At 70.3% G+C, this 24832-nt stretch carries 30 protein-coding genes; 17 read left to right on the forward strand and 13 right to left on the reverse strand.

Annotated features, from left to right (window positions below; all coding sequences use genetic code 11):
* Nucleotides 1-4: 4 nt before the first annotated feature.
* Nucleotides 5-538: a Fe-S cluster assembly transcription factor gene (locus Q0599_RS13215; RefSeq protein ID WP_298830099.1), complete on the reverse strand. Its 534-nt coding sequence runs from the start codon at nucleotides 536-538 to the stop codon at nucleotides 5-7.
* Between the two features lie 149 nt (nucleotides 539-687).
* Nucleotides 688-1170, reverse strand: coding sequence for a low molecular weight protein-tyrosine-phosphatase (locus Q0599_RS13220; protein ID WP_298830101.1), 483 nt, complete (start codon nucleotides 1168-1170; stop codon nucleotides 688-690).
* Between the two features lie 74 nt (nucleotides 1171-1244).
* On the opposite strand from Q0599_RS13220, the gene Q0599_RS13225 reads away from it, so the two are divergent.
* The 3 genes from Q0599_RS13225 (at nucleotide 1245) to Q0599_RS13235 (ending at nucleotide 2656) form a co-directional block, all read left to right on the forward strand.
* Complete coding sequence (locus Q0599_RS13225; RefSeq protein ID WP_298830103.1) at nucleotides 1245-1595, forward strand: hypothetical protein; 351 nt, start codon at nucleotides 1245-1247, stop codon at nucleotides 1593-1595.
* Nucleotides 1592-1897, forward strand: coding sequence for a DUF1161 domain-containing protein (locus Q0599_RS13230; protein ID WP_298830105.1), 306 nt, complete (start codon nucleotides 1592-1594; stop codon nucleotides 1895-1897). Before Q0599_RS13225 ends, Q0599_RS13230 begins: the two co-directional genes overlap by 4 nt.
* A 96-nt stretch (nucleotides 1898-1993) precedes the next feature.
* Entirely contained in the window at nucleotides 1994-2656 is a 663-nt protein-coding gene (locus Q0599_RS13235; RefSeq protein WP_298830107.1) for a phosphoribosyltransferase, read from the forward strand.
* Here Q0599_RS13235 and Q0599_RS13240 read toward each other — a convergent pair.
* From Q0599_RS13240 to Q0599_RS13255, 4 genes are all read right to left on the reverse strand, one after another.
* Nucleotides 2645-3115, reverse strand: a complete 471-nt coding sequence (locus Q0599_RS13240; RefSeq protein WP_298830109.1) for a CBS domain-containing protein — start codon at nucleotides 3113-3115, stop codon at nucleotides 2645-2647. The two genes, Q0599_RS13235 and Q0599_RS13240, sit on opposite strands and share 12 nt — an antisense overlap.
* Before the next feature lie 88 nt (nucleotides 3116-3203).
* Nucleotides 3204-4316: a CapA family protein gene (locus Q0599_RS13245; RefSeq protein WP_298830111.1), complete on the reverse strand. Its 1113-nt coding sequence runs from the start codon at nucleotides 4314-4316 to the stop codon at nucleotides 3204-3206.
* Nucleotides 4317-4322: 6 nt separating this feature from the next.
* On the reverse strand, nucleotides 4323-5756 hold the full coding sequence (locus Q0599_RS13250; protein ID WP_298830113.1) for an RtcB family protein: 1434 nt from the start codon (nucleotides 5754-5756) through the stop codon (nucleotides 4323-4325).
* Complete coding sequence (locus Q0599_RS13255; RefSeq protein WP_298830115.1) at nucleotides 5756-6172, reverse strand: archease; 417 nt, start codon at nucleotides 6170-6172, stop codon at nucleotides 5756-5758. The genes Q0599_RS13250 and Q0599_RS13255 overlap by 1 nt, the downstream gene beginning before the upstream one ends.
* A gap of 120 nt (nucleotides 6173-6292) precedes the next feature.
* Here Q0599_RS13255 and Q0599_RS13260 point away from each other — a divergent pair, with 120 nt between their 5' ends.
* Nucleotides 6293-7273 (forward strand): hypothetical protein, encoded by a 981-nt coding sequence (locus Q0599_RS13260; protein WP_298830117.1) that lies wholly within the window; start codon nucleotides 6293-6295, stop codon nucleotides 7271-7273.
* A gap of 6 nt (nucleotides 7274-7279) precedes the next feature.
* A complete protein-coding gene (locus Q0599_RS13265; RefSeq protein ID WP_298830119.1) occupies nucleotides 7280-8245 on the forward strand; it encodes a ribose-phosphate diphosphokinase in 966 nt (321 codons plus the stop codon).
* Here the strand turns inward: Q0599_RS13265 and Q0599_RS13270 are convergent.
* Genes Q0599_RS13270 through Q0599_RS13280 form a run of 3 tightly spaced genes read right to left on the reverse strand, consistent with a single transcriptional unit; the run spans nucleotide 8214 to nucleotide 10404 of the window.
* Entirely contained in the window at nucleotides 8214-9215 is a 1002-nt protein-coding gene (locus tag Q0599_RS13270) for a hypothetical protein (protein ID WP_298830121.1), read from the reverse strand. The two genes, Q0599_RS13265 and Q0599_RS13270, sit on opposite strands and share 32 nt — an antisense overlap.
* Before the next feature lie 14 nt (nucleotides 9216-9229).
* Nucleotides 9230-9751, reverse strand: a complete 522-nt coding sequence (locus tag Q0599_RS13275; RefSeq protein WP_298830123.1) for a CBS domain-containing protein — start codon at nucleotides 9749-9751, stop codon at nucleotides 9230-9232.
* Nucleotides 9748-10404 (reverse strand): dienelactone hydrolase family protein, encoded by a 657-nt coding sequence (locus Q0599_RS13280; RefSeq protein ID WP_298830126.1) that lies wholly within the window; start codon nucleotides 10402-10404, stop codon nucleotides 9748-9750. Before Q0599_RS13280 ends, Q0599_RS13275 begins: the two co-directional genes overlap by 4 nt.
* Nucleotides 10405-10512: 108 nt before the next feature.
* Here Q0599_RS13280 and Q0599_RS13285 point away from each other — a divergent pair, with 108 nt between their 5' ends.
* Nucleotides 10513-11283 (forward strand): bifunctional DNA primase/polymerase, encoded by a 771-nt coding sequence (locus tag Q0599_RS13285; protein WP_298830128.1) that lies wholly within the window; start codon nucleotides 10513-10515, stop codon nucleotides 11281-11283.
* A gap of 14 nt (nucleotides 11284-11297) precedes the next feature.
* Here Q0599_RS13285 and Q0599_RS13290 read toward each other — a convergent pair whose 3' ends face one another.
* Together Q0599_RS13290 and Q0599_RS13295 are read right to left on the reverse strand one after the other, a co-directional pair.
* Nucleotides 11298-11828: an HPF/RaiA family ribosome-associated protein gene (locus Q0599_RS13290; RefSeq protein ID WP_298830130.1), complete on the reverse strand. Its 531-nt coding sequence runs from the start codon at nucleotides 11826-11828 to the stop codon at nucleotides 11298-11300.
* Nucleotides 11829-11892: 64 nt separating this feature from the next.
* A complete protein-coding gene (locus Q0599_RS13295; protein WP_298830132.1) occupies nucleotides 11893-12906 on the reverse strand; it encodes an MBL fold metallo-hydrolase in 1014 nt (337 codons plus the stop codon).
* A 99-nt stretch (nucleotides 12907-13005) separates the two neighbouring features.
* On the opposite strand from Q0599_RS13295, the gene Q0599_RS13300 reads away from it, so the two are divergent.
* Both Q0599_RS13300 and ald read left to right on the forward strand, forming a co-directional pair.
* Nucleotides 13006-13722, forward strand: coding sequence for a SagB/ThcOx family dehydrogenase (locus Q0599_RS13300; RefSeq protein ID WP_298830135.1), 717 nt, complete (start codon nucleotides 13006-13008; stop codon nucleotides 13720-13722).
* 19 nt (nucleotides 13723-13741) lie between these two features.
* Entirely contained in the window at nucleotides 13742-14857 is a 1116-nt protein-coding gene (ald, locus tag Q0599_RS13305; protein WP_298830150.1) for an alanine dehydrogenase, read from the forward strand.
* On the opposite strand, the gene uvrB is transcribed toward ald, so the two are convergent.
* The gene (gene uvrB / locus Q0599_RS13310; protein WP_298830152.1) at nucleotides 14823-16949 is read right to left on the reverse strand and encodes an excinuclease ABC subunit UvrB; all 2127 of its coding nucleotides are present in this window, start codon (nucleotides 16947-16949) and stop codon (nucleotides 14823-14825) included. The two genes, ald and uvrB, sit on opposite strands and share 35 nt — an antisense overlap.
* A 99-nt stretch (nucleotides 16950-17048) precedes the next feature.
* On the opposite strand from uvrB, the gene Q0599_RS13315 reads away from it, so the two are divergent.
* The 9 genes from Q0599_RS13315 to Q0599_RS13355 all read left to right on the forward strand — a co-directional run bounded on the left by Q0599_RS13315 (nucleotide 17049) and on the right by Q0599_RS13355 (nucleotide 23805).
* Nucleotides 17049-18260, forward strand: a complete 1212-nt coding sequence (locus Q0599_RS13315; RefSeq protein ID WP_298830154.1) for an amino acid aminotransferase — start codon at nucleotides 17049-17051, stop codon at nucleotides 18258-18260.
* A 144-nt stretch (nucleotides 18261-18404) separates the two neighbouring features.
* Nucleotides 18405-19694, forward strand: coding sequence for a polyhydroxyalkanoate depolymerase (locus Q0599_RS13320; protein WP_298830156.1), 1290 nt, complete (start codon nucleotides 18405-18407; stop codon nucleotides 19692-19694).
* 7 nt (nucleotides 19695-19701) lie between these two features.
* Entirely contained in the window at nucleotides 19702-20370 is a 669-nt protein-coding gene (rsxB, locus tag Q0599_RS13325; RefSeq protein ID WP_298830158.1) for an electron transport complex subunit RsxB, read from the forward strand.
* Between the two features lie 7 nt (nucleotides 20371-20377).
* Nucleotides 20378-21010, forward strand: a complete 633-nt coding sequence (gene nth / locus Q0599_RS13330; RefSeq protein WP_298830160.1) for an endonuclease III — start codon at nucleotides 20378-20380, stop codon at nucleotides 21008-21010.
* 71 nt (nucleotides 21011-21081) lie between these two features.
* Nucleotides 21082-21702, forward strand: a complete 621-nt coding sequence (locus tag Q0599_RS13335) for a GAF domain-containing protein (RefSeq protein WP_298830162.1) — start codon at nucleotides 21082-21084, stop codon at nucleotides 21700-21702.
* Nucleotides 21703-21789: 87 nt separating this feature from the next.
* Entirely contained in the window at nucleotides 21790-22008 is a 219-nt protein-coding gene (locus Q0599_RS13340) for a DUF904 domain-containing protein (RefSeq protein WP_298830164.1), read from the forward strand.
* Complete coding sequence (locus tag Q0599_RS13345; RefSeq protein ID WP_298830166.1) at nucleotides 22005-22307, forward strand: cell division protein ZapA; 303 nt, start codon at nucleotides 22005-22007, stop codon at nucleotides 22305-22307. The genes Q0599_RS13340 and Q0599_RS13345 overlap by 4 nt, the downstream gene beginning before the upstream one ends.
* Nucleotides 22308-22562: 255 nt before the next feature.
* Nucleotides 22563-23027 carry an EVE domain-containing protein gene (locus tag Q0599_RS13350; RefSeq protein WP_298830168.1) on the forward strand — a complete coding sequence of 155 codons (465 nt, stop codon included), beginning with the start codon at nucleotides 22563-22565 and terminating at the stop codon, nucleotides 23025-23027.
* A 13-nt stretch (nucleotides 23028-23040) separates the two neighbouring features.
* Nucleotides 23041-23805 (forward strand): fumarylacetoacetate hydrolase family protein, encoded by a 765-nt coding sequence (locus Q0599_RS13355; protein ID WP_298830170.1) that lies wholly within the window; start codon nucleotides 23041-23043, stop codon nucleotides 23803-23805.
* Between the two features lie 6 nt (nucleotides 23806-23811).
* Here Q0599_RS13355 and Q0599_RS13360 read toward each other — a convergent pair whose 3' ends face one another.
* A complete protein-coding gene (locus Q0599_RS13360) occupies nucleotides 23812-24822 on the reverse strand; it encodes a 2-dehydropantoate 2-reductase (protein WP_298830171.1) in 1011 nt (336 codons plus the stop codon).
* Between the last annotated feature and the right edge of the window lie 10 nt (nucleotides 24823-24832).

Below are 24832 nucleotides of genomic sequence, written 5' to 3' on the forward strand. Positions count from 1 at the left end.
CCGGTTACTTGGTGAAGGCGTTGCCGAGGGCGAACACCGAGTTCGGCGCGGTCACCTTGATCGGCTTGACGACCGGCTGCGACGAGATCGCGCGCTTGACCGGGTGCTCCTCGATCGAGACCCCCTTGGCGATCTGCTCGTCGACCAGCTTCTTCAGCGACACCGAGTCGAGGAACTCGATCATCTTGGCGTTCAGACTGGCCCAGAGGTCGTGCGTCATGCACTTGCCGCTGTCTTCACCCATGCAGTCGCCCTTGCCGCCGCAGCCGGTGGCGTCGATCGGCTCGTCGACGGCGACGATGATGTCGGCGACCGTGATCTCCTCGGCCTTGCGGCCGAGCGAGTAGCCACCGCCCGGACCACGCGTGCTCTCCACCAGTTCGTGGCGACGCAGCTTGCCGAACAGTTGTTCAAGATAGGACAACGAGATTTGCTGGCGGGCACTGATCGCGGCCAGGGCCACGGGCCCGGTGTGCTCACGCAGCGCCAGGTCGATCATGGCGGTCACGGCAAAACGGCCCTTGGTGGTCAATCGCATCTCAAATCTCCTAAAGCCGGCAAAGGCACGAGGGTTCTGGAAACTGTCCAGACAGTCGGCTCCCGCCCACCCTCGGACAATCCCGAGCGGTTTGGTCGAGTATACCTGAGACCGACTGTTTTGGTCGGGATCGACCCCGGAAGTTCCCCTCAAGCGCTCAGGGGCTGCCGCCGGATCAGTCCCACCAATCCATCGCAGGCGTCTTCGACCAGGTCGAGCACTTCCTCGAAGCCCTGCGGCCCGCCGGCGTAAGGATCCGGCACCACCGGGCTGTCGTGCAGCCGGCAATGCTCGGTCAACCGCCCCAGCTTGCGCCGATACGGCGGGGGGCAGCGCTCCTCGAGCAGGGCGAGATTGTCCCAGTCCATGGCCAGGATGAGGTCGAACTGGTCAAAGTCGGCCTCCACCACCTCGCGGGCTCGCAGTGCAGCGAGATCGTAACCGCGCCGGGCCGCATGCGTCTGCGATCGGCCATCCGGCGGGGCGCCGGCGTGCCAGGCATGGGTGCCGGCCGAGTCCACCCGCACGGCAACGTGCAGGCCCGCCTCGCGCAGCTTGTACCGCATCACCGCTTCGGCCGTCGGCGAGCGGCAGATGTTGCCCATGCAGACGAACAGGACGCTGGAGATCATTCGCTTCAGACAGGAGTTCCACCCATTCTGGCAGCCCCCGCCACCCCCTGCACGATCATGGCAAGCTCCGCCTCATGCCGGACCCCACCACCGAACACTGGCGGACCGACGTGGCCGACGCCGACGTCGCCACGCTCGACATCCCCCCTTCCCTGACGCGCAGCCGCCGCTTTCACGTCGATGTGCGCTTCGTCGTGCGTTGCCCGGACGACCCGGAAGGCGCCTGGCATGCACTGACGGTGGAGTTGGACGGCAGGCAGCGCTGGTCGCGCCGCATCCCGACCAGCAATCCGGGCCAGACCGACAGTCTGGACTACCACTGCACCGTCGAGTTGCCCGAAGGCGCCGGCCTGCGTGTTCGCGCCGTCACCCAGGTACGCGGCGCGGTGCGTCGGCAGCTTCGCATCGACGCGGAGGAACCATGAGCCACGCCGGCATCGCGACGCTGTGCCTGCTGATCGCCCCCGGCGCGGCCCTGGCGGACAACTGCGAGACGATCCGCGCCAGCATCGACAGGAAGATCAAGGCCTCTGGAGCCTCGGGCTACGCGCTGACCGTGGTGGACCGGGACGCGAAGGTCACTGGCAAGGTGGTCGGCAGCTGCGACCTCGGCCGCAAGAAGATCGTCTACGCGCCGGGCCAGGTGACGGCCGATCGCGACGAGGCACCCATCCTGACCGAGTGCAAGGATGGCACGGTGTCGATGGGCGGCGACTGCGGAAAGTGACGGGGCGGCGGCAGCGCGCCAGTGAGGCGGCTCAATGCGCTGCCTTGGCGCGCGGGGAAGATGCGGTTCCATGGAATCGGCGAAGGACAAGAAGCGATGAGCGGGGCTTTCGCCAACCGCGCCGAGGCCGGGCGACTGCTCGCCAAGCGTCTGGCTGCCACGCCGCACGAGGGCCGCGTGGTGGTGCTGGCGCTGCCGCGCGGCGGGCTGCCGATCGGTCTCGAAGTGGCACGGGCGCTGAAGGCGCCGCTGGACCTGCTGCTGGTGCGCAAGATCGGCGCCCCCTGGCAGCCCGAGCTGGCCGTGGCCGCGGTGGTCGACGGCAACCCGCCGCAGCTGGTGATCGACGCATCGACCAGCGCGCTGACCGGTGCCGACAGCGAGTACATCGAGAAGGAGAAGGCGCGCGAACTGCGCGAGATCGAGCGGCGCCGCCATGTCTACCTGCGCGGCCGAGCGCCGCTGGCGGTGGAAGGCGCAACGGTGATCGTCGTCGATGACGGCATCGCCACCGGCACGACCATGCGCGCGGCGCTCAAGGGCCTGCGCAGGATGCATCCGAAGCGTCTCGTCATCGCCGTCCCGGTGGCGCCGGGCGACACCTTGGCCGAACTGCGCTCGGAGGTCGACGAGATCGTCTGCCTGGCGCAGCCGGAGTTCTTCCACGCCATCGGCAACCACTACGTCGACTTCCATCAGGTGAGCGACGACGAAGTCATCGCCGCCCTCGACGCGGCGGCCGCCCCTTCAGCGCCCTGAGGGACGCGCCTCGAGTTCGAGCTGCTGCTCGGTCTGGATGGCCTGCGCCATGTCGGCGAGCTGGCCGGCCAGCAGTGCGAGCAGGTCGTCGAGCGTGACCAGCCCGAGCAGCGCCCCGCGGGCGTCGACGACCGGCAGCCGGCGCAGGCCGCGACGACGCATCGTGCGCAGCAGGTCGGTGAGCGAGTCGTCCTCCCGCGCCGTGACCGCGTCGGCGCTCATCACGTCCTCCACGCGCAGCTTGGCCGGGTCGACTTCCTTCGCGATCACCGCAGTGACGATGTCGCGGTCGGTCAGCATGCCCGCCACCAGGCGCGCGCCACTGGACTCGTCGACGACGACCAGACAGCCCACGTGATGGTCGCGCATCAGCTGTGCAGCGCGCAGCACCGACAGATCGCGCTCGGCGAAGCTCACGATGCGGTTGCAGATGTCGCCGGCACTCAGCTTCGGGCTCATGGTCGTGTCCTTGCGATTCGCGTGAAGGTTCGCGCGTCATGCTCCGCCGGCCGGCCCCCAAGCCCATTGAGGCCACGCAAGAAATGCGTCACGACGCGCTGCACAGGCCCAGCACGCCGTCGCGCTTGACTTCGACCCGCGTGCCCAGCGCACGGCCACCCTCGTCGAAGAGCGCGGCGACCCAGCGCATCGCTGCCGGATCGGCACGCTCGAGGCGGAAGCGCCGCATGCGCATCGGCACGACCTCCGCGCTTCGCAGCGCGCCGTCCACCGCGAGCCGGACGCGGTACAGGCAGCCCACGTCGCTGCGCAGCGCGCCGTGCGGCTCGATCCCCTCGTAGTCGTTGATCAGGTCGCCGCAGCCGTAGAGGATCAGGCGATCGCGGTACACCTCCATGGCCAGCGGGTGGTGGGAGGAGTGGCCGTGGATCAGGTCGACGGCGCCCGAGTCGATCAGCCGGTGCGCGAAGCGCCGGTGCGCGCTCGGGATCTCGGTGCCCCAGTTGCCGCCCCAGTGGACGGACAGCACCACCAGGTCGCCGTCACGGCGGTGGCGCGCCACGTCGTCGGACAGCCGGCGCGCCGTCGCATCCGACAGGTCGGGCAGCAGGGCCACACCCGCACGACCCCGCTCCGCCGCCCATTCCGGCGGCACGCCGCTGCTGGCGGCGGCGCAGGCGAACAGCAACAGATGCCGTCCCGCGCTCCCGTCCAGGCCGGCCGGTGCCCAGGCCAGGTCGCCGCTGCGGCCGGCACCGGCGGTACGCAGCCCGGCGGCCTGCAGCGTGGCCAGCGTCTCCTCCAGGCCGGCCCGGCCCCAGTCGAGCACGTGGTTGTTGGCCAGCACGCAGGCGTCGAGGCCGGCGGCGTTCAGGCAGGCGACGTTGTCCGGGTGCATGCGGTAGTGGATGCCCTTGCCCGGCCAGGGCTCGCCGGCGCGGGTGACCGCGCTTTCCAGGTTGACGATGCGCAGGCACGGGCCGTGGCCGGTCAGTTCGGCGAGCGCATCGCCCCACACGTAGGCGGGATCGACGCGGCGCGGGATGGGCCCGTTGACGCGCTCCGCCAGGCGCACGTAGTCGCGCGCGTCGCGCACGAAGGACTCGTAGAGTGCCGGGTCGCCGGGTCGGGCGAGGATCTGGTCGATGCCGCGGCCGGTCATCACGTCGCCGCCAAGCACCAGCGTGAGGCCCTCCTCCACGGCCGATCAGCCCTTCACGCACACCAGCGGCGACAGGCGTGCCACGGTTCGCGCCAGCCCGGCCGTCTGCGCCGCCTCGACCACTTCGGCGACATCCTTGTAGGCACCTGGCGCCTCCTCGGCCACGCCGCGCGAGGAGGGGCTGCGCACGACGATACCGCGCCGCGCGAGTTCGTCCACCACTTCGCGGCCGTGCCAGGTCTTCAGCGCCTGGTGGCGGCTCATGGCGCGGCCGGCACCATGGCAGGCCGAGGCGAAGGCGAGCGACGCCGAGGCGGCCGTGCCGGCCATCACGTAGGAGCCGGTGCCCATCGAGCCGCCGATCAGCACCGGCTGCCCCGCGTCCCGAAGCTCCGTCGGCAGTTCCGGGTGGCCGGGCCCCCAGGCGCGTGTCGCGCCCTTGCGGTGCACGTACAGCTCGCGCGGCTGGCCGTCGACACGGTGCGTCTCCAGCTTGCAGGTGTTGTGCGACACGTCGTAGAGCAGGCTCAGCCGCGCATCCGGCAGGTGCTTGGCGAACACCTCGCGCACCAGGTGGGTGAGGATCTGCCGATTCGCCAGCGCGCAGTTGATCGCGGCGCGCATCGCACCGAGGTACTCCTGACCGAGCGCGGAGCGGATCGGCGCGCAGGCCAGCTCGCGGTCGGCGAGCTGCAGGCCGTGGCGCGGCGCCTCCTCGGCCATGCGCAGCAGGAACTCGCTGCCGATCTGGTGGCCCAGTCCACGCGAGCCGCAGTGGATCATCACCACCATCTCGCCGCGCCGCAGGCCGAAGGCGGCGGCGATGCGCTCGTCGAACAGCTCGGTGACCTCCTGCAGCTCCAGGTAGTGGTTGCCGCTGCCCAGTGTGCCCATCTCCTGGCGCTGGCGGCGCCGCGCCTGCTGCGACACGCAGCCCGGCTTGGCGTGGCGCATCTGGCCCTGCTCCTCGATGCGCCTGAGGTCGGCCGGCTCGCCCCACCCCTGATCGACCGCCCAACGCGCGCCGCCGGTCAGCATGTCGTCCATCTGCTCGTGGTTGAGACGGATGTGGCCGGTGCTGCCCACGCCCGCGGGGATGTGCGCGAACAGCGCGTCGGCCAGGCGCTGCTGCAGCGCCGGCGTGAGCGACTCGCGCGACAGCCCGGTGAGCAGGCAGCGCACGCCGCAGGAGATGTCGAAGCCGACGCCGCCGGCCGAGACGACGCCACCGGCATCGGCGTCGAAAGCCGCCACGCCTCCGATCGGGAAGCCGTAGCCCCAGTGTGCGTCGGGCATGGCGAACGAGCCGGCGACGATGCCCGGCAGCGTCGCCACGTTGACCGCCTGCTCGCGCACCTTGTCGTCCATCGCGCGCAGCAGCGCCTCGCTGCCGTAGACGATGGCCGGCACGCGCATCGCACCCTCGCGAGGGATCTCCCAGGCGCAGTGACCGCGACGGACCAGCGAGGCGATGTCCATCAGACGTCCACCACGGTCTGGGCGAGCCAGCCGTCGTCCTGCGGCACGACACGAAGCGCGGTACAGGTGGCGCCCTTCACTTCGACCGTGGGATGATGGCGCGACGGCGAGATGGACTCGCCGAACGCGCGACCGTGAAGATGCCGGCCGTCGAGGCGCACGTCGAACTGGGCAAACAGCATGTGCCGCGAGCCCATCTCGCGGATCACTGCGTTGAGCCAGTGAGCGAGCAGCAGTTCGTCGTCGGGGGCGCGGCAGTCGATGTCCACGCCGCGCCGCGGCATCACGCTCGCCGGGTCGGCCACCACCGCGGTCAACGCCAGCGCGGCCTGCTCGAAGGCACCCGCCTTCGTCGCGGCGAGCCCTCGCACGCCGATGTCCGCGCCATGCTCGAAATGCTCCCAGTGATCCTGCATCGGCATCCTCCCGCTGCACTTGTGCGCCGAGATGCCCCTGTGGCGATTGAGCCGACGCAAGCGCACGTCGCGCCGGGCCGTTAAGGTCGAGCCCGCCTCCGGCTCAGCCACCGTTCTCGAATGACCCTGCCCGGCACCACAGCGCCCCGCCGCTACGACGTCTGCAACGGCGACGCCGACGGGCTGTGCGCGGTGCGCCAGTGGCGGCTGCACGAGCCGGCGGCGGCAACGCTGGTCACCGGACTGAAGCGCGAGATTGCCCTGCTGCAGCGCGTGCCCGAAGACGGCGTCGACGAGGTGCTGGTCTGCGACGTCTCGCTGGATCGGAACCGGACCGCGCTGACCCGCCTGCTCGAGCGCGGCGTGCAGGTGCGCTGGTTCGACCACCACGCCGCCAGCGACGTGCCGGTGCACGCACGCCTGGAGGCGCACCTGGACTTCGATGCCGAGGTCTGCTCCAGCCTGCTGGTAGACCGCGCCCTGGGCGGACGGCATCGCGCCTGGGCGCTGGCTGGCGCCTATGGCGACGAACTGACGGACGTGGCCGACCGCCTGGCCGCTCAGAGCCGCTTCGGCGACACGCAGATCGCCGCACTGCGGCGGCTCGGTCGCGCGATCAACTACAACGCCTACGGTGACGAGGCGTCCGACGTGTGCATCGCTCCCGCGGCGCTGTACGCGCTGATGGCCCGCCACGACGACCCGTTCTCGATGCTCGCGGGCGAGCCGGTGATCGACGAGATCGACAGCCAGCGCGAGGCGGACCTGCGCCAGGCCCTGGCGCTGTGCCCTTCGTGGCAGAGCGAGCGCGCACGCGTGGTCGTGCTGCCCGACGCGCCATGGAGCCGGCGCGTCTCGGGTGTGCTCGCGAACGAGCTCGCGGCCGAGCGGCCGGCGCAGGCACAGGCGGTGCTTCGCCCACGGCGCAGCGGCGACCTGATGGTCAGCGTGCGCGCCCCGCGTGCCAACCCGCACGGCGCCAGTCGGGTCTGCACCACCTTCGGCGGCAGCGGGCGGGCCGCGGCGGCCGGCATCGACGCGCTGCCGGCCGGAGAACTGGAGCGCTTCATCCAGGCCTTCGCCACCGCGCATTGGGAGTGACACGACATGCTGATCCATTCGCTCGATCCCACCTGCACGCTGGCGCCCGCGCTCGCGCAGGCGCTGGACGAGACGCTGGCGCCGCACGAAGACCGCGCCTTCGAGGACGGCGAACACAAGTGGCGGCCGCTGACCGATCCGCGCGGCGACGATGCCTACGTGGTCGCCGGCCTGCACGGCGGTCCGGCCGAGAGCCCGCAGGACAAGCTGGTGCGGCTGCTGATGTTCATCGCCACGCTGCGCGACCACGGCGCGGCGCGCATCACCGCGGTCGTGCCCTACCTCGCCTACGCGCGCAAGGACCGACGCACCAAGCCCTTCGACCCGCTGGCGCTGCGCTACGTGGCGCAGCTGCTCGAGGCCGTGGGCACCGACCAGCTGATCGTGCTCGAGCCGCACGACATCGGCGCCTTCCAGAACGCCTTCCGCCGGCCGGTGCAGGCGTTGAGCGCGCACCCGGCCTTCGATGCCGTCGTCGACGAGCTGGCCGCGCAGGCCACGGGCAGCCTCGCGGTGGCCTCGCCCGACCCCGGCGGCGTGAAGCGGGCGCAGCTGTGGCGGGAGTCGCTGGAGGCGCGGCTGCGCCGGCCGGTCGGATTCGCGATGGTCGACAAGCGGCGCAGCGCCGGCGTGGTGAGCAGCCTGCGGCTGGTGGCCGGCGAGGTGGAAGGCGCGACGGTGCTGCTGCTCGACGACCTCATCGCCAGCGGCGAGACGATGCAGCGCGCCGCCGCCGCGCTGCGCGAGGCGGGCGCGCTCGAGGTGCATGCCTTCGCCGCGCATGGCCTCTTCGTCGGCGGGGCCGCCCAGGCGCTGGCCGACCCGGCGATCGCGCGCGTGGTGGTCTGCGACAGCGTGCCGCCGTTCCGCCTGCCGGCCGACGCGGCGGTGCGCGGCAGGCTGCAGGTCGTCCCGGCCGTGCCCCTGCTCGCCGCCGCGATCAGGGACAGCCACCTGGCATGGCGACGCTGAAGGCGTCGCCACGCTCGAAGGCGTCGAGCGCGCACAGCGCGCGCGTCACGTAGCGTTGCGCCTGCGGCGGCCAGCGCTCGGGCGTGCGCGGCCGCGGATCGAGCAGGTGCGCGATCGCCAGACGCGCGCGCAGCAGCGCCCGGCCGGCGGTGTAGAGATGCAGCAGCGCCGCCGGCGGCGCGTCCTGCAGCGCGGCGGCGCAGCCGGCCACGAGCCGCGGGCCGATCCACGCGGCGCCGGCCATGTCGCATTCCAGCGCGAGGAAAGCCAGTTCGTCGAAGGGGTCGACCTGGCGCAGCGCGGCATTGAACTCCAGGCAGTCGATCACCACCGGCGGGTCGAGCAGGCAAACGTGCTCGGGGCGCAGGTCACCATGGCCGTCGACGATGCGACCCTGTTCGGCGCGCGCCTGCAGCAGGCCGCGTCCCTGCCTCAGCGCACGCTCGAAGCGGTCGAGCGCCGGCGCCGCGCCGGGCACCTGGAACTGCGGGCGCAGCAGCAGTTCGCGGTCGACCGCGTGCTCGCGCTCGAAGCGTGCGCCATAGGCGGCCGGATCGGGCGCGATGCGCAGCGCATCGCGGTAGAAGGTGGAGAGCACGGCCACCAGGGCGTCGAGCTCGGCGGGCTCGACGCGGCCCATCGCGAGCCTGCGGTCCAGCATCTGCTCGCGCGGCAGCCGCTTCATCCACACCAGCCAGTCGACCGTGCGTCCGGTGGCCGCCTCGCCCTCCTCGCGCAGCGCGAGGCGGCCGTCGCGCTCCTGCAGCACCATCAGTCCGCGGTAGACGCCCGGCGCGAGCCGCTGGTTCAACCGCACCTCCTCCCGGCAACAGGCCTCGCGCGCCTCCAGCGTGGAGAAGTCGAGGAAGGGATAGCGCACCGGCTTCTTCAGCTTGAGCACCTGGTCGCCGGCAAGAAACACCCAGGACATGTGCGTCTCGATCACCTCCACCGGCGAGGCGCCTGCCACGACGCGCAGCGCGCTCAGCCTCTCGGGCCCCAACCCGCCGTGCCCACTGCGGGAATGCGCAGCAGGTCGGTGGGCAGCGGCGGCGTCGGCAGTGTCTCGCTGACCTCGCGGTCGATGCCGGCCCGCAGCACGCCGGCCAGCCCGGCGAACTGGTTGGCGAAGCCGCGCAGCAGGTCGTCGATCGAGACGATGCCGGCGAGCCTTCCATCGGCATCGGTGACGAGCAGGCGCCGCACGCCGGCGGCCTGCATGGCGGCGATGGCCGCGGAGGCGTCATCGTCCTCGGACACGCTGGCCACGGTGGCGCTGGCCAGCGCGCCGATGCGGCTGCCGGCAGGATCCAGGCCGCGGGCGAGCACGTCCAGCACCAGGTCGCGGTCGGTGACGAGCCCGCTCACTGCCAGGCCCTGCGCGGTCTGCCTGGTGACGACCAGCGCACCGACATGGTGTTCGCGCATCAGCGCGGCGGCCTGAGCGAGGCCGGCCTCGGCGTCGACGGTGACGACACGGCGCGTGCACAGCGAGGCGATCTTCATGGGCTGCTCCAGCTCAGGTGGGCGGTGAACCAGTCGGCGGCGAGGTGCGCCACCGCATCAAGCGCACCCGGCTCCTCGAACAAGTGGGTGGCGCCAGGCACGACCTCCAGGCGCTTCGCGCAGCACAAGCTGCGCAGCGCCTCGCGGTTGAGCGCCAGCACCTCGGTGTCGGCCCCGCCGACGACGAGCAGGGTTGGCGCACGCACTCGTGGCAGCTCGGCCGCCGCCAGGTCCGGCCGCCCACCGCGGGACACCACCGCCGCCACATCACCGGGGCGACGCGCGGCCGTCCGCAGGGCTGCTGCTGCGCCTGTGCTCGCGCCGAACAGGCCGATGCGCAGGCCTTGCGTGGAGGGGCGCTTGCGCAGCCAGTCGAGCGCGAGGGCAAGGCGCTCGGCGAGCAGGTCGATGTCGAACACGAACTGGCGAACCTCCGCTTCTTCGGGGCTCAGCAGGTCGAGCAGCAGCGTGCACAGGCGGTGCGAATGCAGAACCTCGGCCACATGCCGGTTGCGCGGGCTTGCCCGGCTGCTGCCGCTGCCATGCGCGAAGGCGACCACGCCGACCGGCTGTGCCACCGCGACGAAGCTGCCGGCCAGCGCCTGCGGGCCGATGCGCACACCTTCGGCAGGCGCGCGATACCTGTTCTCCATGCGAGCCCAATCTAGGCGCACAGCGCCGCCGGCGGTTGATCAGCCTCAACCTTCGCCGGCACGCGGCGCGGCACAAGCGCGAATGGCCCCACTGCCGGGAGAGTTCACATGATGCTCGAGGCCGCCCTCGCCTATGCCGCGCGGGACTGGTCGGTCATCCCGATGCAGCCGCACGGCAAGCGCCCGCTGGTGGCGTGGCGCGGCTTCCAGCAGCGCCACGCCGGCGAATCGGAGATCACGGGCTGGTTCCGCCGCTGGCCCGACGCGAACGTGGGTCTGGTCACCGGGAAAGTGTCGGGACTGGTGGTCGTCGACGTCGACCTGCGCCACGGCGGACCGGCCAGCGTGGACGAGGCGGAGGCCGCAGAGGGCCGGCTGGAGGCCACGGTCGAGGCGATCACTGGCGGCGGCGGCCGCCACCTCTACTACGCCCACCCCGGCTGCTGGACGCCCAACCGTGTTGCCATCCGCCCCGGCATCGACGTGCGCGGCGACGGCGGCTGCGTCGTCGCGCCGCCTTCGATCCACCCGAGCGGCCGCCGCTACGCCTGGCGCGACGGCCGCGGGCCGGACGACGTCCGGCTGGCCGAACTGCCGCCGCACTTCTTCGGGCGCCGGCCGCCGTCGCACCCTGCCGGCCACCCGGCCGCGCACTGGCCGGAGGTGATCCGCGAACGCATCGCCGAAGGCCGGCGCAACGACACCATCGCCTCGCTGGCCGGCCATCTGCTCTGGCGCGACGTCGACCCCGCGGTGGTGCTCGAACTGCTGCTCGCCTGGAACCGCAGGCATTGCGCGCCACCGCTGGGCGACGACGAGGTGGCGCGCACGGTGGCGAGCATCGCCCGGCTGCACGGCCATGCCCCACCGGGCGGCTGAACGCCGCCCCGGGCTCAGGCCGCGCAGACGCGCCGCGCCTCGCGGCCGCCGCGACCCAGCGCCTCGAGGAATCGCACCTCCTGGTCGACGGCGAGCTGCTCGTAGCTCGGATGGTCGACCATGCCGCGGTCGAAGCGGTACTCCTCGCCAGCGTCGCTGACGATGCGGCCGACGCCCTGGTCGTCGAGAGCGACGATGCGGCCGTGCAGCACCAGCGGGTGCTGCTTGGTCTGCCCGCGCCGGCGGCGCACGTGGTCCTCGATCTGCCGGTCCACCGCGTCGAACGCGCCGTGCAACGCCACCATCACGTCCTCGTCGCCCTGGTGGCTTCCGGCGACGATCTCGCCCTCGGGCACGCGCACGTCGACCTTGACGCGGTACACGTGCCCCTGCCGATGCCGGTTGCCCTCGGCCTCGACGACCACGTGGCAGCTCATCACGCCGTGCCTCCAATGGTCGAGCCGCTCGACGCGACGCCGGATCTCGCCCTCCAGAGAGGGCAGCGGGACCATGTCCCGGAAGGTGATCTGCAGCGGCAGTTTCATGGCAGTCGAGGTGTCGGAGCTGTCGCCAATCTAGCCGGGCCGGCGTTCGTGCGGTTGACCAGCCTCAACCGCTGCCGGACCACGCGGCCCGCAGTTCGGCTTCGAGTTCCGCGGCGCGCCCGGCGTAGCGAGGCGAGAAGTGGAACGGCACCACGCAGCGGGCACCGAGCTCGCGCGCGATCAGGCCGGCCTGCCATGCGGTGAGGTGGTTCTTTCGCCGTGCATGCTCGCCCTCGGCGCTGAGGAACACGCTCTCGATGTAGAGCTGGTCGACGCCGGCAAGCAGTCGGGCGAGCACCTGCCGGTTCGCCGGCGTGAAGCGCAGGTCGGTGACGTAGCCGATGCGCTGGCCCGGCGCCACGTCGAGCAGCAGCCGCGCCAGTTCGCCGACGCTGCGCGTCGCCTCGTGCTCGCCGAGCCGGTCGCGCCAGTGCAGGCGGATCGGCGTGTCGGCCGGCGCGCCGCGCTGCACGGCGAGCCGCAGCTCGCGCAACCAGGCGCCGGTGGCGAGCCCCTCGGCGGCGAGCCGCACCTTGTCGACGCGCGGTCGCGGCTTCTCCTCCAGCGCGAAGGCGAGACAAGGCATCTCGTGGTCGACGAAGCTGCCGCGCACGCGCAGCAGCGCCTCGTCGTGCAGCAGGCCGTCCTGCACCACGAAGGCTTCCCCTTCCTCGCGACTGAAGCCATGGCGGCTGGAGAACCGGGCGCAACGCCCCTGTCCGTCGAGGCCCATCTCGCGCACCTCGAGCACCAGCTCGACCGCGTAGCGATGCACCACGTTCCAGGTGTAGGAACGCAGCCGATGCTCGACCTGATCGACGAACCCGGGGCCGCCGAACAGGGCGAGCCGCTGCATCCGTCCCAGCACCACGCGCAGCAGCGCATCGAAGCCGGCGAAGTGGTCCATGTGGGTGTGGCTGACGAACACCTGCGACAGGCGCAGCATCAGGCGCGGCGGCAGCCGGCTCACGTCGCCGAGGTCGAACAGCAGTGCGCGACCCTCGTCGCGCAAGTCGACATAGAGCGCCGGATCGCCGAAGGCGTCGTTGACGAGGCGGGAATCGAACAGACGGCGCATGAGGTGACGGGAGCGTCCCGCCTGTCTACCGTGGTGCCGGCGGCTGCGATTGATCGAGCGCAAGTGCGGTGCCGTGTTCGCTTGCCATCGTCGCGCCTGATGTCGCCCCACCCCGCTTTCCCCGAGCCGGAAGCCGTCGATGCGGCACGACGCGCGGCACTGGCACGCGCCCTCGCCGCGGCTGGCAGCCTGACGCTGCTGCCCGCGGTCGCTGCGGCCGCGGCCGATCTCGCGCTCGGCAGGGCCGCACGCCGCGGCGGCATGCCGCTGGCCGAGGCGCTGGCAGCGCGGCGATCGGTGCGTCGTTTCGGCCCCGGGTCCATCACCTTGGCGGCGGTCGGCCAGTTGATTTGGGCAGCGCAGGGGCTCAGCGCGAGCGGACGGCGTACCGCCCCTTCCGCAGGCGCGCTCTACCCCCTGGAACTGCACCTGGTCACGGCGCGCGTCGATGCCCTCGCGCCGGGGGGGTATCGCTACCTGCCCGACGTCCATGCGCTGCGCCGCTCCGACGTTCGGACCACGACGGCGGGCTTGCAGGCGGCGGCCCTCGGCCAGGCGTCGGTGGGCATGGCGGCCGCCGTGGTGGCGATCACCGCGGTGGAGGCACGCAGCGCAACGAAGTACGGCAGCCGCGCGGCCCGCTATGCCGCCTTCGAGGCCGGCGCGGCGGCGCAGAACCTCGCACTGCAGGCCGTCGCATTGGGGCTGGGCAGTCTGGTCGTCGGCGGCTTCGACGACGAGGCGGTCGGGCGCGTGCTGCGGCTGCCCGCCGGCGAACGTGCACTGGCACTGATGCCGGTCGGAAACCCGGCCTGATCACCACGGGAGAGACTCGATGCGCATCGGCGTGCCCACCGAAATCAAGGTCCACGAGCACCGCGTCGGGCTGACGCCGTCCAGCGTGCGAGAGCTGTGCGCGCACGGCCACGAGGTGCTGGTGCAGTGCGGCGCCGGCGCTGCCGCAGGACTGGACGATGGGCAGTACCGCGCGGCCGGTGCGACCCTGGTCGACGATGCCCAGGCGGTGTTCTCCGGCGCGCAGTTGATCGTCAAGGTCAAGGAGCCGCAGCCGCAGGAAGTCCGCTGGCTGCGGCCCGGCCAGGTGCTGTTCACCTATCTGCACCTGGCCGCCGATGCGGCGCTGGCGAGGGCGCTGCTCGCCTCGGGGGCGGTGGCGATCGCGTACGAGACGGTCACGGGCCCCGGCGGCCGGCTGCCGCTGCTCGCGCCGATGAGCGAAGTGGCCGGACGCATGGCGATCCAGGTCGGCGCGAGTTGCCTCGAGCAACCACGCGGCGGTCGGGGCGTGTTGCTGGGCGGCGTGCCGGGCGTGCCGGCGGCTCAGGTGGTGATCCTCGGTGCCGGCGTGGTCGGCACGAACGCGCTACAGGCTGCCGTGGGGCTCGGCGCTCGCGTCGCCATCCTCGACCATGACCTCGACCGGCTGCGCCAGCTCGACCTCACCTTCGGCAACCGCGTGATGACGCGCTACGCGACCACGCAGGCGCTCGAGGACAGCGTCGCCGCGGCGGACCTCGTCGTCGGCGCCGTGCTCGTGCCCGGCGCGACGGCCCCCCGGCTCGTCGCGCGCACCATGGTGGCAGGCATGAGGCGAGGCGCGGTGATCGTCGACGTGGCCATCGACCAGGGCGGCTGCGTCGAGACCTCGCGCCCGACCACGCACGCCGAGCCGACCTACGTGGTCGACGGCGTGGTGCACTACGCCGTGACCAACATGCCCGGCGCGGTGCCGCGCACCTCCACCTTCGCCCTCAACCACGCGACGCTGGCCCACGTGCTTGCGCTGGCCGACCAGGGCTGGCGCCAGGCCACGCTCGACGACCCGCACCTGCGCGCCGGACTGAACGTCGTCGAAGGCCGGCTGGCCCACGACGCGCTGGCGCGCAGCCTGGGCCTCAGCCCTGCCCAGGCACCAGCGGCACGACGTTGACGTCGTGCCCGGCAGCACCGAAGGCCTGCTCGCGCAGCAGTGCGAGTTGGTCGCGCACCCGTGCCGCCTTCTCGAACTCGAGGTTGCGCGCGTGGTCGAGCATCTGCTTCTCGAGCAGCTTGATGCGCTTGGCAAGATCCTTCTCGCTCATCGCCTCGACCGCGGCGGCCTCGGTCGCCGCCTTCAGGTCGTCCTTCGCGCTCTTCTCGCTGTAGACGCCGTCGATCAGGTCCTTGACCTTCTTGCTGACGCTGCGCGGCACGATGCCGTGCTCGGCGTTGAAGGCGATCTGCTTGGCGCGGCGTCGCTCCGTTTCGCCGATCGCCTTGCGCATCGACTCGGTCACGGTATCGGCGTAAAGGATCGCCTTGCCGTTGAGGTTGCGCGCCGCGCGGCCGATGGTCTGGATCAGGCTGCGCTCGGCGCGCAGGAAGCCTTCCTTGTCGGCGTCGAGGATGGCCACCAGCGACACCTCGGGGATGTCCAGTCCTTCGCGCAGCAGATTGATGCCCACCAGCACGTCGAACGTGCCCAACCGCAGGTCACGCAGGATCTCGACACGCTCGATGTTGTCGACGTCGCTGTGCAGGTAGCGCACCTTCGCGCCATTGTCGCTGAGGTAGTCGGTCAGCTGCTCGGCCATGCGCTTGGTGAGCGTGGTGATGAGCACGCGCTCGTTGACCTTCACGCGCTCGCGGATCTCCTGCAGCACGTCGTCGACCTGGGTAGCGGCCGGCCGCACCTCGACCTCGGGGTCGATCAGGCCGGTGGGCCGCACCAGCTGCTCGACCACCTGACCGGCATGCTGCTGCTCGTAGGCCGCCGGCGTGGCCGAGACGAAGATCGCCTGGCGCATCTTCTTCTCGAACTCCTCGAACTTCAGCGGCCGGTTGTCCAGCGCGCTGGGCAGGCGGAAGCCGTACTCCACCAGCACCGTCTTGCGCGCGCGGTCGCCGTTGAACATGCCACCGAACTGGCCGATCAGCACGTGGCTTTCGTCGAGGAACATCAACGCGTCGGCCGGCAGGTAGTCGACCAGGGTCGGCGGCGGCTCGCCCGGCGCGGCGCCGGAGAGGTGCCGCGTGTAGTTCTCGATGCCCTTGCAGTGCCCCACCTCCTGCAGCATCTCGAGATCGAAGCGGGTGCGCTGCTCGAGGCGCTGGGCCTCCACCAGCTTGCCCATCTTCACCAGCTCGTCGAGCCGCTCGCGCAACTCGGCCTTGATGGTCTCGATGGCGGCTACCACGCGGTCACGCGGCGTCACGTAGTGACTCGAAGGGTAGACGGTGAAGCGCGGGATCTTCTGGCGGATGCGCCCGGTCAGCGGGTCGAACAGCTGCAGCGTCTCGACCTCGTCGTCGAACAGCTCGATGCGGATCGCCAGTTCGGAGTGTTCCGCCGGGAACACGTCGATGGTGTCGCCGCGCACGCGGAAGGCGCCGCGGGAGAAGTCGGTCTCGTTGCGCTGGTACTGCATGCGGATCAGGTGCGCGATGACGTCGCGCTGGCCCAGCTTGTCGCCGACGCGCAGCGTCATCACCATGCGGTGGTAGTCGGCCGGGTTGCCGATGCCGTAGATCGCGCTGACGCTGGCGACGATGACCACGTCGCGCCGCTCGAGCAGGCTCTTGGTGGCCGACAGGCGCATCTGTTCGATCTGCTCGTTGATCGAGCTGTCCTTCTCGATGAACAGGTCGCGCTGCGGCACGTAGGCTTCGGGCTGGTAGTAGTCGTAGTAGCTGACGAAGTACTCGACCGCGTTTTTCGGGAAGAACTCGCGGAACTCGCTGTACAGCTGCGCGGCCAGCGTCTTGTTCGGCGCGAACACGATCGCCGGGCGGCCGAGCCGCGCGATCACGTTGGCCATCGTGAAGGTCTTGCCCGATCCGGTGACGCCCAGCAGCGTCTGGTAGCTCAGACCGTCGTGGATGCCCTCGACGAGCTTGTCGATCGCCGTGGGCTGATCGCCCGCCGGCGGATAGGGCATGAAGAGCTGGAAAGGCGAGTCGGGGAAGCTGACGAATTCCCCCGCCGGCACCTCATGAGGCACCGCGACGGGGCGGACTTCGCGAACTTCGGGAAGGTCGGCCATGGCGGATAAAATCTCCGGGTTAACCCGCCTCGCGCGATCACAAGGCAATCGGACAGGTTAACGGAAAACGCCCCTCGGCTCTACTGACAAGGACTGACCATGTCTTCGCCCTCCACGTCGCTGTTCGCCGCCGTCGAACTGGCCCCGCGCGACCCCATCCTCGGCCTGAACGAGCAGTTCGCCGCCGACCCCAACCCGGCGAAGGTGAACCTCGGCGTGGGCGTGTACTACGACGACGGCGGGAAGCTGCCGCTGCTGAAATGCGTGCAGGAAGCCGAGCGGCTCATGATGGAAGCGCCGAAGGCACGCGGCTACCTGCCCATCGACGGCATCGCTGCCTACGACAAGGCGGTGCAGGGCCTGGTATTCGGCGCCGACAGCGCTGCCGTCAAGGCCGGCCGCATCGCCACCGTGCAGGCGCTCGGCGGCACCGGTGGCCTCAAGCTGGGTGCCGACTTCCTCAAGCGACTCGAGCCGCACGCCAAGGTGCTGATCAGCGACCCGAGCTGGGAGAACCACCGCGCGCTGTTCGAGAGCGCCGGCTTCCCGGTCGAGACCTACCCCTACTACGACGCGCACGTCAAGGGCGTGAACTTCGCCGGCATGCTGGCGGCGCTGAACGCGGCACCGTCCGGCACCATCGTCGTGCTGCACGCCTGCTGCCACAACCCGACCGGCTACGACATCAGCCCCGAACAGTGGAAGCAGGTGGTGGATGCCGTGAAGGCGCGCAACCTGGTCGCCTTCCTCGACATGGCCTACCAGGGCTTCGGCGAGGGCATCGCCGAGGATGGCGCAGTGATCGGCCAGTTCATGGACGCCGGCCTGGACTTCTTCGTCTCGACCAGCTTCTCGAAGAGCTTCTCGCTGTACGGCGAGCGCGTCGGCGCGCTCAGCGTGGTGTGCGAATCGAAGGAGGAGGCCGACCGCGTGCTCAGCCAGCTCAAGCGCGTGATCCGCACGAACTACTCCAACCCGCCGATCCACGGCGCCCAGGTCGTCGCCACGGTGCTGACCACCCCGGCGCTGCGCAAGATGTGGGAAGAAGAGCTTGCCGGCATGCGCCTTCGCATCAAGCAGATGCGCCAGGCGCTGCAGGGCAAGCTCGCCGCCGCCGGCATCAAGCAGGACATCAGCTTCATCACCCGCCAGAAGGGCATGTTCAGCTACTCGGGGCTGTCGAAGGAACAGATGCAGCGGTTGCGCAGCGAATTCGGCATCTACGGCGTGGATTCGGGCCGCATCTGCGTGGCGGCATTGAACAGCAAGAACATCGACGCAGTCGTCAGCGCGATCGCGAAGGTCTCCTGATCGGCCGAGCTGTCACCTAGGCGACACCCCAGGGCGCGATTTGCGCCCTTTTTTCTTGCCCGTTCGGGGTTTCCCGGCGTCCGCACGACAGCACCATGCAAGTAATGTTCCTAGAATGCTGCATTGCACCAAGAGGGCTAGACCATGCTGTATCAGATGTACGAGACCCAACGCGCCCTGCTGAGCCCGTTCGCCGAGTTTGCCAGCGCGTCGTCTAAGCTCTACAGCCATCCGCTGTCTCCGTTCGCGCATACGCCGATGGCCGACCGCGTCTCCGCCGGCCTGGACCTGATGCACCGGCTCTCGAAGGAGTACGAGAAGCCGCAGTTCAACATCACCTCGGTCGCCGTCGATGGCGTCGACGTGGCGGTGCAGCAGCAGACCGCGATGGAAAAGCCCTTCTGCCGCCTGCTGCGCTTCAAGCGCTTCAGCGACAACCCGAAGGTGCTGGAGGCGATGAAGAAGCACCCGACCGTGCTGGTCGTCGCGCCGCTGTCCGGCCACCACGCCACGCTGCTGCGCGACACGGTGCGCGCGCTGCTGCGCGACCACAAGGTTTTCATCACCGACTGGACGGACGCGCGCATGGTGCCGCTGGACGCCGGCCCGTTCCATCTTGACGACTACATCGCCTACGTGCAGGAGTTCATCCGCCACATCGGCCCGGAGGTCAACGTGATCTCGGTGTGCCAGCCCACCGTGCCGGTGCTCGCCGCCATTTCGCTGATGGCCAGCAACGGCGAAGCCACGCCGCGCACGATGACCATGATGGGCGGCCCGATCGATGCGCGCCGCAGCCCGACGGCGGTGAACAACCTGGCCATGAACAAGAGCCACAACTGGTTCGAGCACAACGTCATCTACCGCGTGCCGGTCAACTACCCCGGCGCCGGCCGCCGCGTCTACCCCGGCTTCCTGCAGCACAGCGGCTTCGTGGCAATGAACCCCGACCGCCACCTCAGCTCGCACTACGACTACTTCCTCGACCTGGTGCGCGGCGACGGCGACAGCGCCGAGTCGCACCGCGAGTTCTACGACGAGTACAACGCGGTGCTGGACATGCCCGCGGAGTACTACCTCGACACCATCAAGACGGTGTTCCAGGACTTCGCGCTGGTCAACGGCACCTGGCGCGTCAACGGCCAGCTGGTGCGACCGCAGGACATCAAGACCACCTGGCTGCTGACCATCGAGGGTGAACTCGACGACATCTCCGGGGCCGGCCAGACGCGCGCCGCCCACGGACTGTGCACCGGCATTCCGCAGAGCCGCCAGTTTCACTACGACGTGGTCGGCGCCGGCCACTACGGCATCTTCTCGGGCCGCCGCTGGCGCGAAAAGGTCTACCCGGAAGTGCGCAACTTCATCGCCGCGCACCAGGACGCCACGCCCAGGGCCGCGCCGGCGAAGAAGGCCCGAGCCCGCGCCCGATAATCGGCCGGTGTCCGACGCTGCCCGACTCGCCTCACTGATCGACGCCGCATTGCCGCAGACGCAATGCACGCGCTGCGGCTATCCGGACTGCGCGGCCTACGCACGGGCGGTGGCCGCCGGCGACGCGCAGATCAATCAGTGCCCGCCGGGCGGGCAGGAAGGGGTAGCGCGGCTGGCCGCGCTCACCGGCCGGGCGGCGCAGCCGCTCGATGCCGAGCACGGCCTCGAGGGGCCACTGCGCCTGGCCGTCATCGACGAGGCCTGGTGCATCGGCTGCACGCTGTGCATCAAGGCCTGCCCGGTGGACTGCATCGTCGGCGCGCCGAAGCTGATGCACACGGTGATCGAGGCGCAGTGCACCGGCTGCGAGCTGTGCATTCCAGCCTGTCCGGTGGATTGCATCGGCCTCGTCGATGCCAGCGGGGAGCGCACGGGCTGGGCAGCCTGGAGCCCCGCGCAGGCCGAGCAGGCGCGCAGTCGTCACGCCTTCCGCAAGGTCCGTCTCGAGCAGGCCGCACGGGACAATGACGCACGGCTCGCCGCCAAGGCGCAGGCCAAGCTCGCCGATCTGCCCAGCCACACCCATCACACCGACCCGGCGGTGATCGAGCGCAAGCGCTCGGTCATCGAGGCCGCGCTGGCGCGCGCCCGCGCCCGCCTGCAATCGGGCGAATGAACGCGGCATGGACGAGCGCCTGATCGAACCCTTCTTCGCCACGCTGAAGGCGGCCAATCCGAACCCGGTGAGCGAGCTCGAATACACCAACGTGTTCGAGTTGCTGGCAGCGGTGCTGTTGTCCGCCCAGGCCACCGACGTCGGCGTGAACAAGGCGACGCGCCGGCTCTTTCCCACCGCCAACACACCGCAGCGCATGCTCGCGCTCGGCTTGCCGGCGCTCACCGAGCACATCCGCACCATCGGCCTGTACCGCACCAAGGCGCGCAACCTCTACGAGACCTGCAGGCTGCTGGTGCAGCGTCACGGTGGCGAGGTGCCCCGCTCGCGCGAGGCGCTGGAGGCGTTGCCCGGCGTCGGCCGCAAGACCGCCAACGTCGTGCTCAACGTCGCCTTCGGCGAGCCGACCATGGCGGTCGACACGCACATCTTCCGCGTGGCCAACCGCACCGGTCTGGCGCCGGGGCGCAACCCGCGGGAAGTGGAGAAGAAGCTGCTCGAGCGAGTGCCGCCGGCCTATCTGGTCGACGCGCACCACTGGCTGATCCTGCACGGCCGCTACGTCTGCCGTGCACGCCAGCCGCGCTGCGGCGAATGCGCCGTGGCGGCCTACTGCGACTCGCGGCCCGACCGACACTGACCCCTCGTTCAAGGGGACCCTGCAAGAACTTGCAGTATCGACAAACGGGGTGAACTGCCCAGAATCGGCACATGCCCGAAGTCAGGGACATCCAGGAGATCTGCGGCCGCCTCGACCGCGGCGAGATCGACCGCGACCAGTTCTTCGAGCAACTCACCCGAGCCATCGCCGACCTGATCGGCTGCACGCGCGCGGGCGTGTGGATCTTCCTCGACGCCGCCGAGGACCGGACGCTTCGCTGCATGGCGATGTATGACCGGCGCGTCGACCGCATCGTCGGTGTCGCCGACATGCTCAACGCCGCCTCGGGCCCCTATTTCGACATGCTGGTCGCCGACGGCAGTGTCGTGGCTCCCGAAGCGCGCCACCACCCGGCCACCGCCGACTTCGGCGACGCGTACCTTGTCCCGCTGGACATCCACTCGGTGCTCGACGTCTGCTTCTCCGTCAACGGCGTGCCTTTCGGAACATTCAGCTGCGAGCAGACCGGCGCGCCGGTGGTCTGGACGCAGCGGCAGGTCCATCTGCTGCGCCAAGTCGGATCACGCGCCAGCCTGGCATTGCTGCACGCTGCGACCGCCTACACGGACACCCAGCCCGCCGCGCTGTGGGAACCGAGTTCGCCGAACCGTCTGCTGACGATGCCTGCGCCGCTGGCACCGGACGAAGCCACCCGCAGCGATCCGTCGTGACGCGCTGCACGGCCAGCCCGTGCCGCCCCCCCGGCCGCCGTCTTGGCGACGCCTACAATTCCGGCTTCGCCCACCTCTTCGTGCGCCATGTCCCAACTCCAGGATCTTGCGGAACGGGTCGAACGCCTGCTGCTGAGGCACCAGGAACTGCAGCGCACCAACGCCTTGCTCGAACAGCAGCTCGCCAATGTCACCCAGGAACGCGACAGCCTGCGCTCGCGCCTGAACGCGGCGCGCGGCCGGATCGATGCGCTGCTGGAGCGGCTGCCTGCAGAAGCCGGAGACAGCCCGGGGAGCGCATCGTGAAGCAGATCGAGGTCACGATCCTGGGCCAGAGCTACATCCTGGGCTGCCCCGAAGGCGGCGAGACCTCGCTGCTCGAGGCGGTCAACAGCGTCGACCGCGAGATGAGCGCGATTCGCGACGCCGGCAAGGTCAAGGCCCGAGAGCGCATCGCCGTGCTGGCCGCGCTGAACCTCGCCTTTGCACTGGCCGAGCGGCCGAGCGCACCGGCCGCGACGGGAGAGGCGGCGGCCAGCCTCGACGTCGACGCGCTGATCCGCCGCATCGACCAGACCCTCGGCGCCGACGGCCAATTGCTCTGACTCTGCGCCAGCTCGCGACGCAGAGACGTAGAATCTCCGGGTCCGTCGCGTTCGCGTGAGTCTTATATTTCCTTGAACCGATGCTCTTGCGAGCAAGGGCTTGGAACATCGCCCGGCAGGTGTGATCGTCTCGCGTCAGATGAACCCGAAACCGTGCTGACCTCGCCCACCTGAATCCCCTGGGTTCAGGAATGCGGCTCCCGGTTCGTGGCGGACACCCTACCCACCGCGTTGCAGCGCGCACGCACGAGGCCGATGTCCTTCTGGCTGATGAAAAGCGAGCCCGACGAGTGCTCGATCGACGACCTCGCCGCGGCGCCGAAGCAGACGGTCCCCTGGTTCGGCGTGCGCAACTACCAGGCGCGCAACTTCATGCGCGACGCGATGCGCATCGGTGACGGCGTGTTGTTCTACCACTCGTCCTGCCCCGAGCCCGGCGTGGCGGGGCTGGCCGAAGTGGCGAGCACGCCCTACCCGGACGAGACGCAGTTCGACCCGCAGAGCCCCTACTTCGATGCGAAGTCTCCGCGAGGGGCCCCACGCTGGCTGCTTGTCGACGTGAAGCTGCGCCGCAAGACGGCGTTGCTGCCGCTCAAGCGCATGCGCGAGCTGCCGCAGTTGCAGACCATGGTCCTGCTGCGCCCGGGCAGCCGGCTGTCGATCACGCCCGTCACCGAAGCCGAATGGCAGTCAGTGCTCGAACTGCTCGGCGACGGATAGACAGGAGACGGACATGAAATGGATGCGCTGCCGCCACCAGGGCCGCGAACGCTTCGGCGTGCTGGAGGACGGCATGATGGCCGTGCACGAAGGGGATCTGTTCGGCGAGCATCGCGCCACCGGCGAGCGTGTGGGCGTCGACGGTGTCGAGTGGCTGCTGCCCTGCCGCCCCGGCAAGATGCTCGCACTGTGGAACAACTTCGGGGCTGCCGCCGAGAAGAACGGCTGGGCGGTTCCCGTCGAGCCGCTGTACTTCCTCAAGGCGCCGAGCAGCTACGCAGCACATGGCCAGCCCATCGCGGCAGTGGCCCCGGAGGTGGGGCGCGTCGCCTACGAGGGCGAACTCGCCGTCGTCATCGGCTGCCGCGCCAAGGCGGTGCCGGCCGACCAGGCCGCGGCGCACATCTTCGGCTATGCCTGCGCGAACGACCTCACCGCGATCGAACTGCTCAACCGCGACCCGGCCTTCCCGCAGTGGACGCGCGCCAAGGGCTTCGACGGCTTCGGCGTGCTCGGCCCGGTGATCGAAACCGACCTCGATCTGGCGACCGCCACGGTGCGCACGCTCGTCGGCGGCCGCGAGCGGCAGAACTATCCGCTCGCCGACATGATCTTCCCGCCGCACGAACTGGTGTCGCGCATCTCGCAGGACATGACGCTGGAACCCGGCGACGTGATCCTGTGCGGCACCTCGCTCGGCGTGCTGCCGATGAAGCCGGGCAGCACCGTCGAGGTGGAGATCGACGGCATCGGCCGCCTGGTCAACACGTACGGCTGAGCGCCCTCAGGCGAGCGGCCGGACTTCGAGCCGGCCACGCTGCGTTGCCAGCGTCTGCGCGAGCAGGCTGGTCGCGGCATAGACCGCGTCGATGGTCGGCGTGGGCGTCTCGGTGATGCGACCGAGCTCGACCACCGAACCGACCAGCGCCTCGAGCTCGAGCGCGCGGCCATGCTCGACGTCCTGCAGCATCGAGGTCTTGTGCGCACCCACCGCTTCCGCGCCGGCGATGCGTTGCTCCAGCGAGATCTTGAACCGCACGCCCAGCTTCTCGGCGACCGCCTGCGCCTCGCGCATCATCGACGCAGCCAGCGCGCGCGTCGGTCCGAAGCGGCAGATCTGCTCCAGCGTCGCGTGGGTCAGCGCCGAGATCGGGTTGAAGCTGAGGTTGCCCCACAGCTTGATCCAAAGCTCGCTGCGGATGTCGCGACTCACCGGCGCCTTGAAGCCGGCGCGCATCATCGCCTGCGACAGTGCCTCGATGCGCTCGCTGCGCTGGCCGTCGAGTTCCCCGAGGGTGAAGCGGTTGCCCTCGATCACCTTGACCACGCCGGGCTCGACGAGTTCGCTGGCCGGGTAAACCACGCTGCCGATGATGCGATCACGCTCGATGTGCTCGTCGATCACGCCACCTGGATCCACGCTGTCCAGGCGCCGGCCCTCGTAATCGCCGCCGAGCTTGTGGAAGTACCACCACGGGATGCCGTTGATCATGGTCACCACCATGGTCTGCGGGCCGAACAGCTCGCGCAGCGCGGGCAGCACGTCCTTGACCTGATGGGCCTTCAGCGTCAGCAGCACGGCGTCCTGCGGCCCCGCCTCGGCCATGTGCTGCACGGCGCGCACCGTGGACGCATGCTCCTCGCTGCCGTCCTCCAGGATGAGCCGGAAGCCGCGCGCGTTGATCGCCTCCAGGTTGCGATTTCGCGCGATGAAGGTGACTTCCTCGCCGGCGCGCGCCAGTTTGGCTCCCAGGTAGCCGCCGATGGCTCCGGCGCCGACCACCGCGATCTTCATGTCCTCGTCC

Source organism: uncultured Piscinibacter sp., from assembly GCF_937952055.1.
In the GTDB taxonomy this organism is placed as follows: Bacteria; Pseudomonadota; Gammaproteobacteria; order Burkholderiales; family Burkholderiaceae_C; genus Piscinibacter.

Bases quoted from the DNA above. Each gene is read 5' to 3' on its own strand.
- Q0599_RS13290 (WP_298830130.1), bottom strand. From the start codon at position 11,828: ATGAAACTGCCGCTGCAGATCACCTTCCGGGACATGGTCCCGCTGCCC.
- Q0599_RS13320 (WP_298830156.1), top strand. From the start codon at position 18,405: ATGCTGTATCAGATGTACGAGACCCAACGCGCCCTGCTGAGCCCGTTC.
- Q0599_RS13280 (WP_298830126.1), bottom strand. From the start codon at position 10,404: ATGGAGAACAGGTATCGCGCGCCTGCCGAAGGTGTGCGCATCGGCCCG.
- Q0599_RS13360 (WP_298830171.1), bottom strand. From the start codon at position 24,822: ATGAAGATCGCGGTGGTCGGCGCCGGAGCCATCGGCGGCTACCTGGGA.
- Q0599_RS13265 (WP_298830119.1), top strand. From the start codon at position 7,280: ATGCTGATCCATTCGCTCGATCCCACCTGCACGCTGGCGCCCGCGCTC.
- nth (WP_298830160.1), top strand. From the start codon at position 20,378: ATGGACGAGCGCCTGATCGAACCCTTCTTCGCCACGCTGAAGGCGGCC.
- Q0599_RS13255 (WP_298830115.1), bottom strand. From the start codon at position 6,172: ATGCAGGATCACTGGGAGCATTTCGAGCATGGCGCGGACATCGGCGTG.
- Q0599_RS13335 (WP_298830162.1), top strand. From the start codon at position 21,082: ATGCCCGAAGTCAGGGACATCCAGGAGATCTGCGGCCGCCTCGACCGC.
- Q0599_RS13275 (WP_298830123.1), bottom strand. From the start codon at position 9,751: ATGAAGATCGCCTCGCTGTGCACGCGCCGTGTCGTCACCGTCGACGCC.
- ald (WP_298830150.1), top strand. From the start codon at position 13,742: ATGCGCATCGGCGTGCCCACCGAAATCAAGGTCCACGAGCACCGCGTC.
- Q0599_RS13295 (WP_298830132.1), bottom strand. From the start codon at position 12,906: ATGCGCCGTCTGTTCGATTCCCGCCTCGTCAACGACGCCTTCGGCGAT.
- Q0599_RS13315 (WP_298830154.1), top strand. From the start codon at position 17,049: ATGTCTTCGCCCTCCACGTCGCTGTTCGCCGCCGTCGAACTGGCCCCG.
- Q0599_RS13215 (WP_298830099.1), bottom strand. From the start codon at position 538: ATGCGATTGACCACCAAGGGCCGTTTTGCCGTGACCGCCATGATCGAC.
- Q0599_RS13300 (WP_298830135.1), top strand. From the start codon at position 13,006: ATGTCGCCCCACCCCGCTTTCCCCGAGCCGGAAGCCGTCGATGCGGCA.
- uvrB (WP_298830152.1), bottom strand. From the start codon at position 16,949: ATGGCCGACCTTCCCGAAGTTCGCGAAGTCCGCCCCGTCGCGGTGCCT.
- Q0599_RS13235 (WP_298830107.1), top strand. From the start codon at position 1,994: ATGAGCGGGGCTTTCGCCAACCGCGCCGAGGCCGGGCGACTGCTCGCC.
- Q0599_RS13220 (WP_298830101.1), bottom strand. From the start codon at position 1,170: ATGATCTCCAGCGTCCTGTTCGTCTGCATGGGCAACATCTGCCGCTCG.
- Q0599_RS13240 (WP_298830109.1), bottom strand. From the start codon at position 3,115: ATGAGCCCGAAGCTGAGTGCCGGCGACATCTGCAACCGCATCGTGAGC.
- Q0599_RS13340 (WP_298830164.1), top strand. From the start codon at position 21,790: ATGTCCCAACTCCAGGATCTTGCGGAACGGGTCGAACGCCTGCTGCTG.
- Q0599_RS13355 (WP_298830170.1), top strand. From the start codon at position 23,041: ATGAAATGGATGCGCTGCCGCCACCAGGGCCGCGAACGCTTCGGCGTG.
- Q0599_RS13225 (WP_298830103.1), top strand. From the start codon at position 1,245: ATGCCGGACCCCACCACCGAACACTGGCGGACCGACGTGGCCGACGCC.
- Q0599_RS13260 (WP_298830117.1), top strand. From the start codon at position 6,293: ATGACCCTGCCCGGCACCACAGCGCCCCGCCGCTACGACGTCTGCAAC.
- Q0599_RS13230 (WP_298830105.1), top strand. From the start codon at position 1,592: ATGAGCCACGCCGGCATCGCGACGCTGTGCCTGCTGATCGCCCCCGGC.
- Q0599_RS13250 (WP_298830113.1), bottom strand. From the start codon at position 5,756: ATGGACATCGCCTCGCTGGTCCGTCGCGGTCACTGCGCCTGGGAGATC.
- Q0599_RS13350 (WP_298830168.1), top strand. From the start codon at position 22,563: ATGTCCTTCTGGCTGATGAAAAGCGAGCCCGACGAGTGCTCGATCGAC.
- Q0599_RS13285 (WP_298830128.1), top strand. From the start codon at position 10,513: ATGATGCTCGAGGCCGCCCTCGCCTATGCCGCGCGGGACTGGTCGGTC.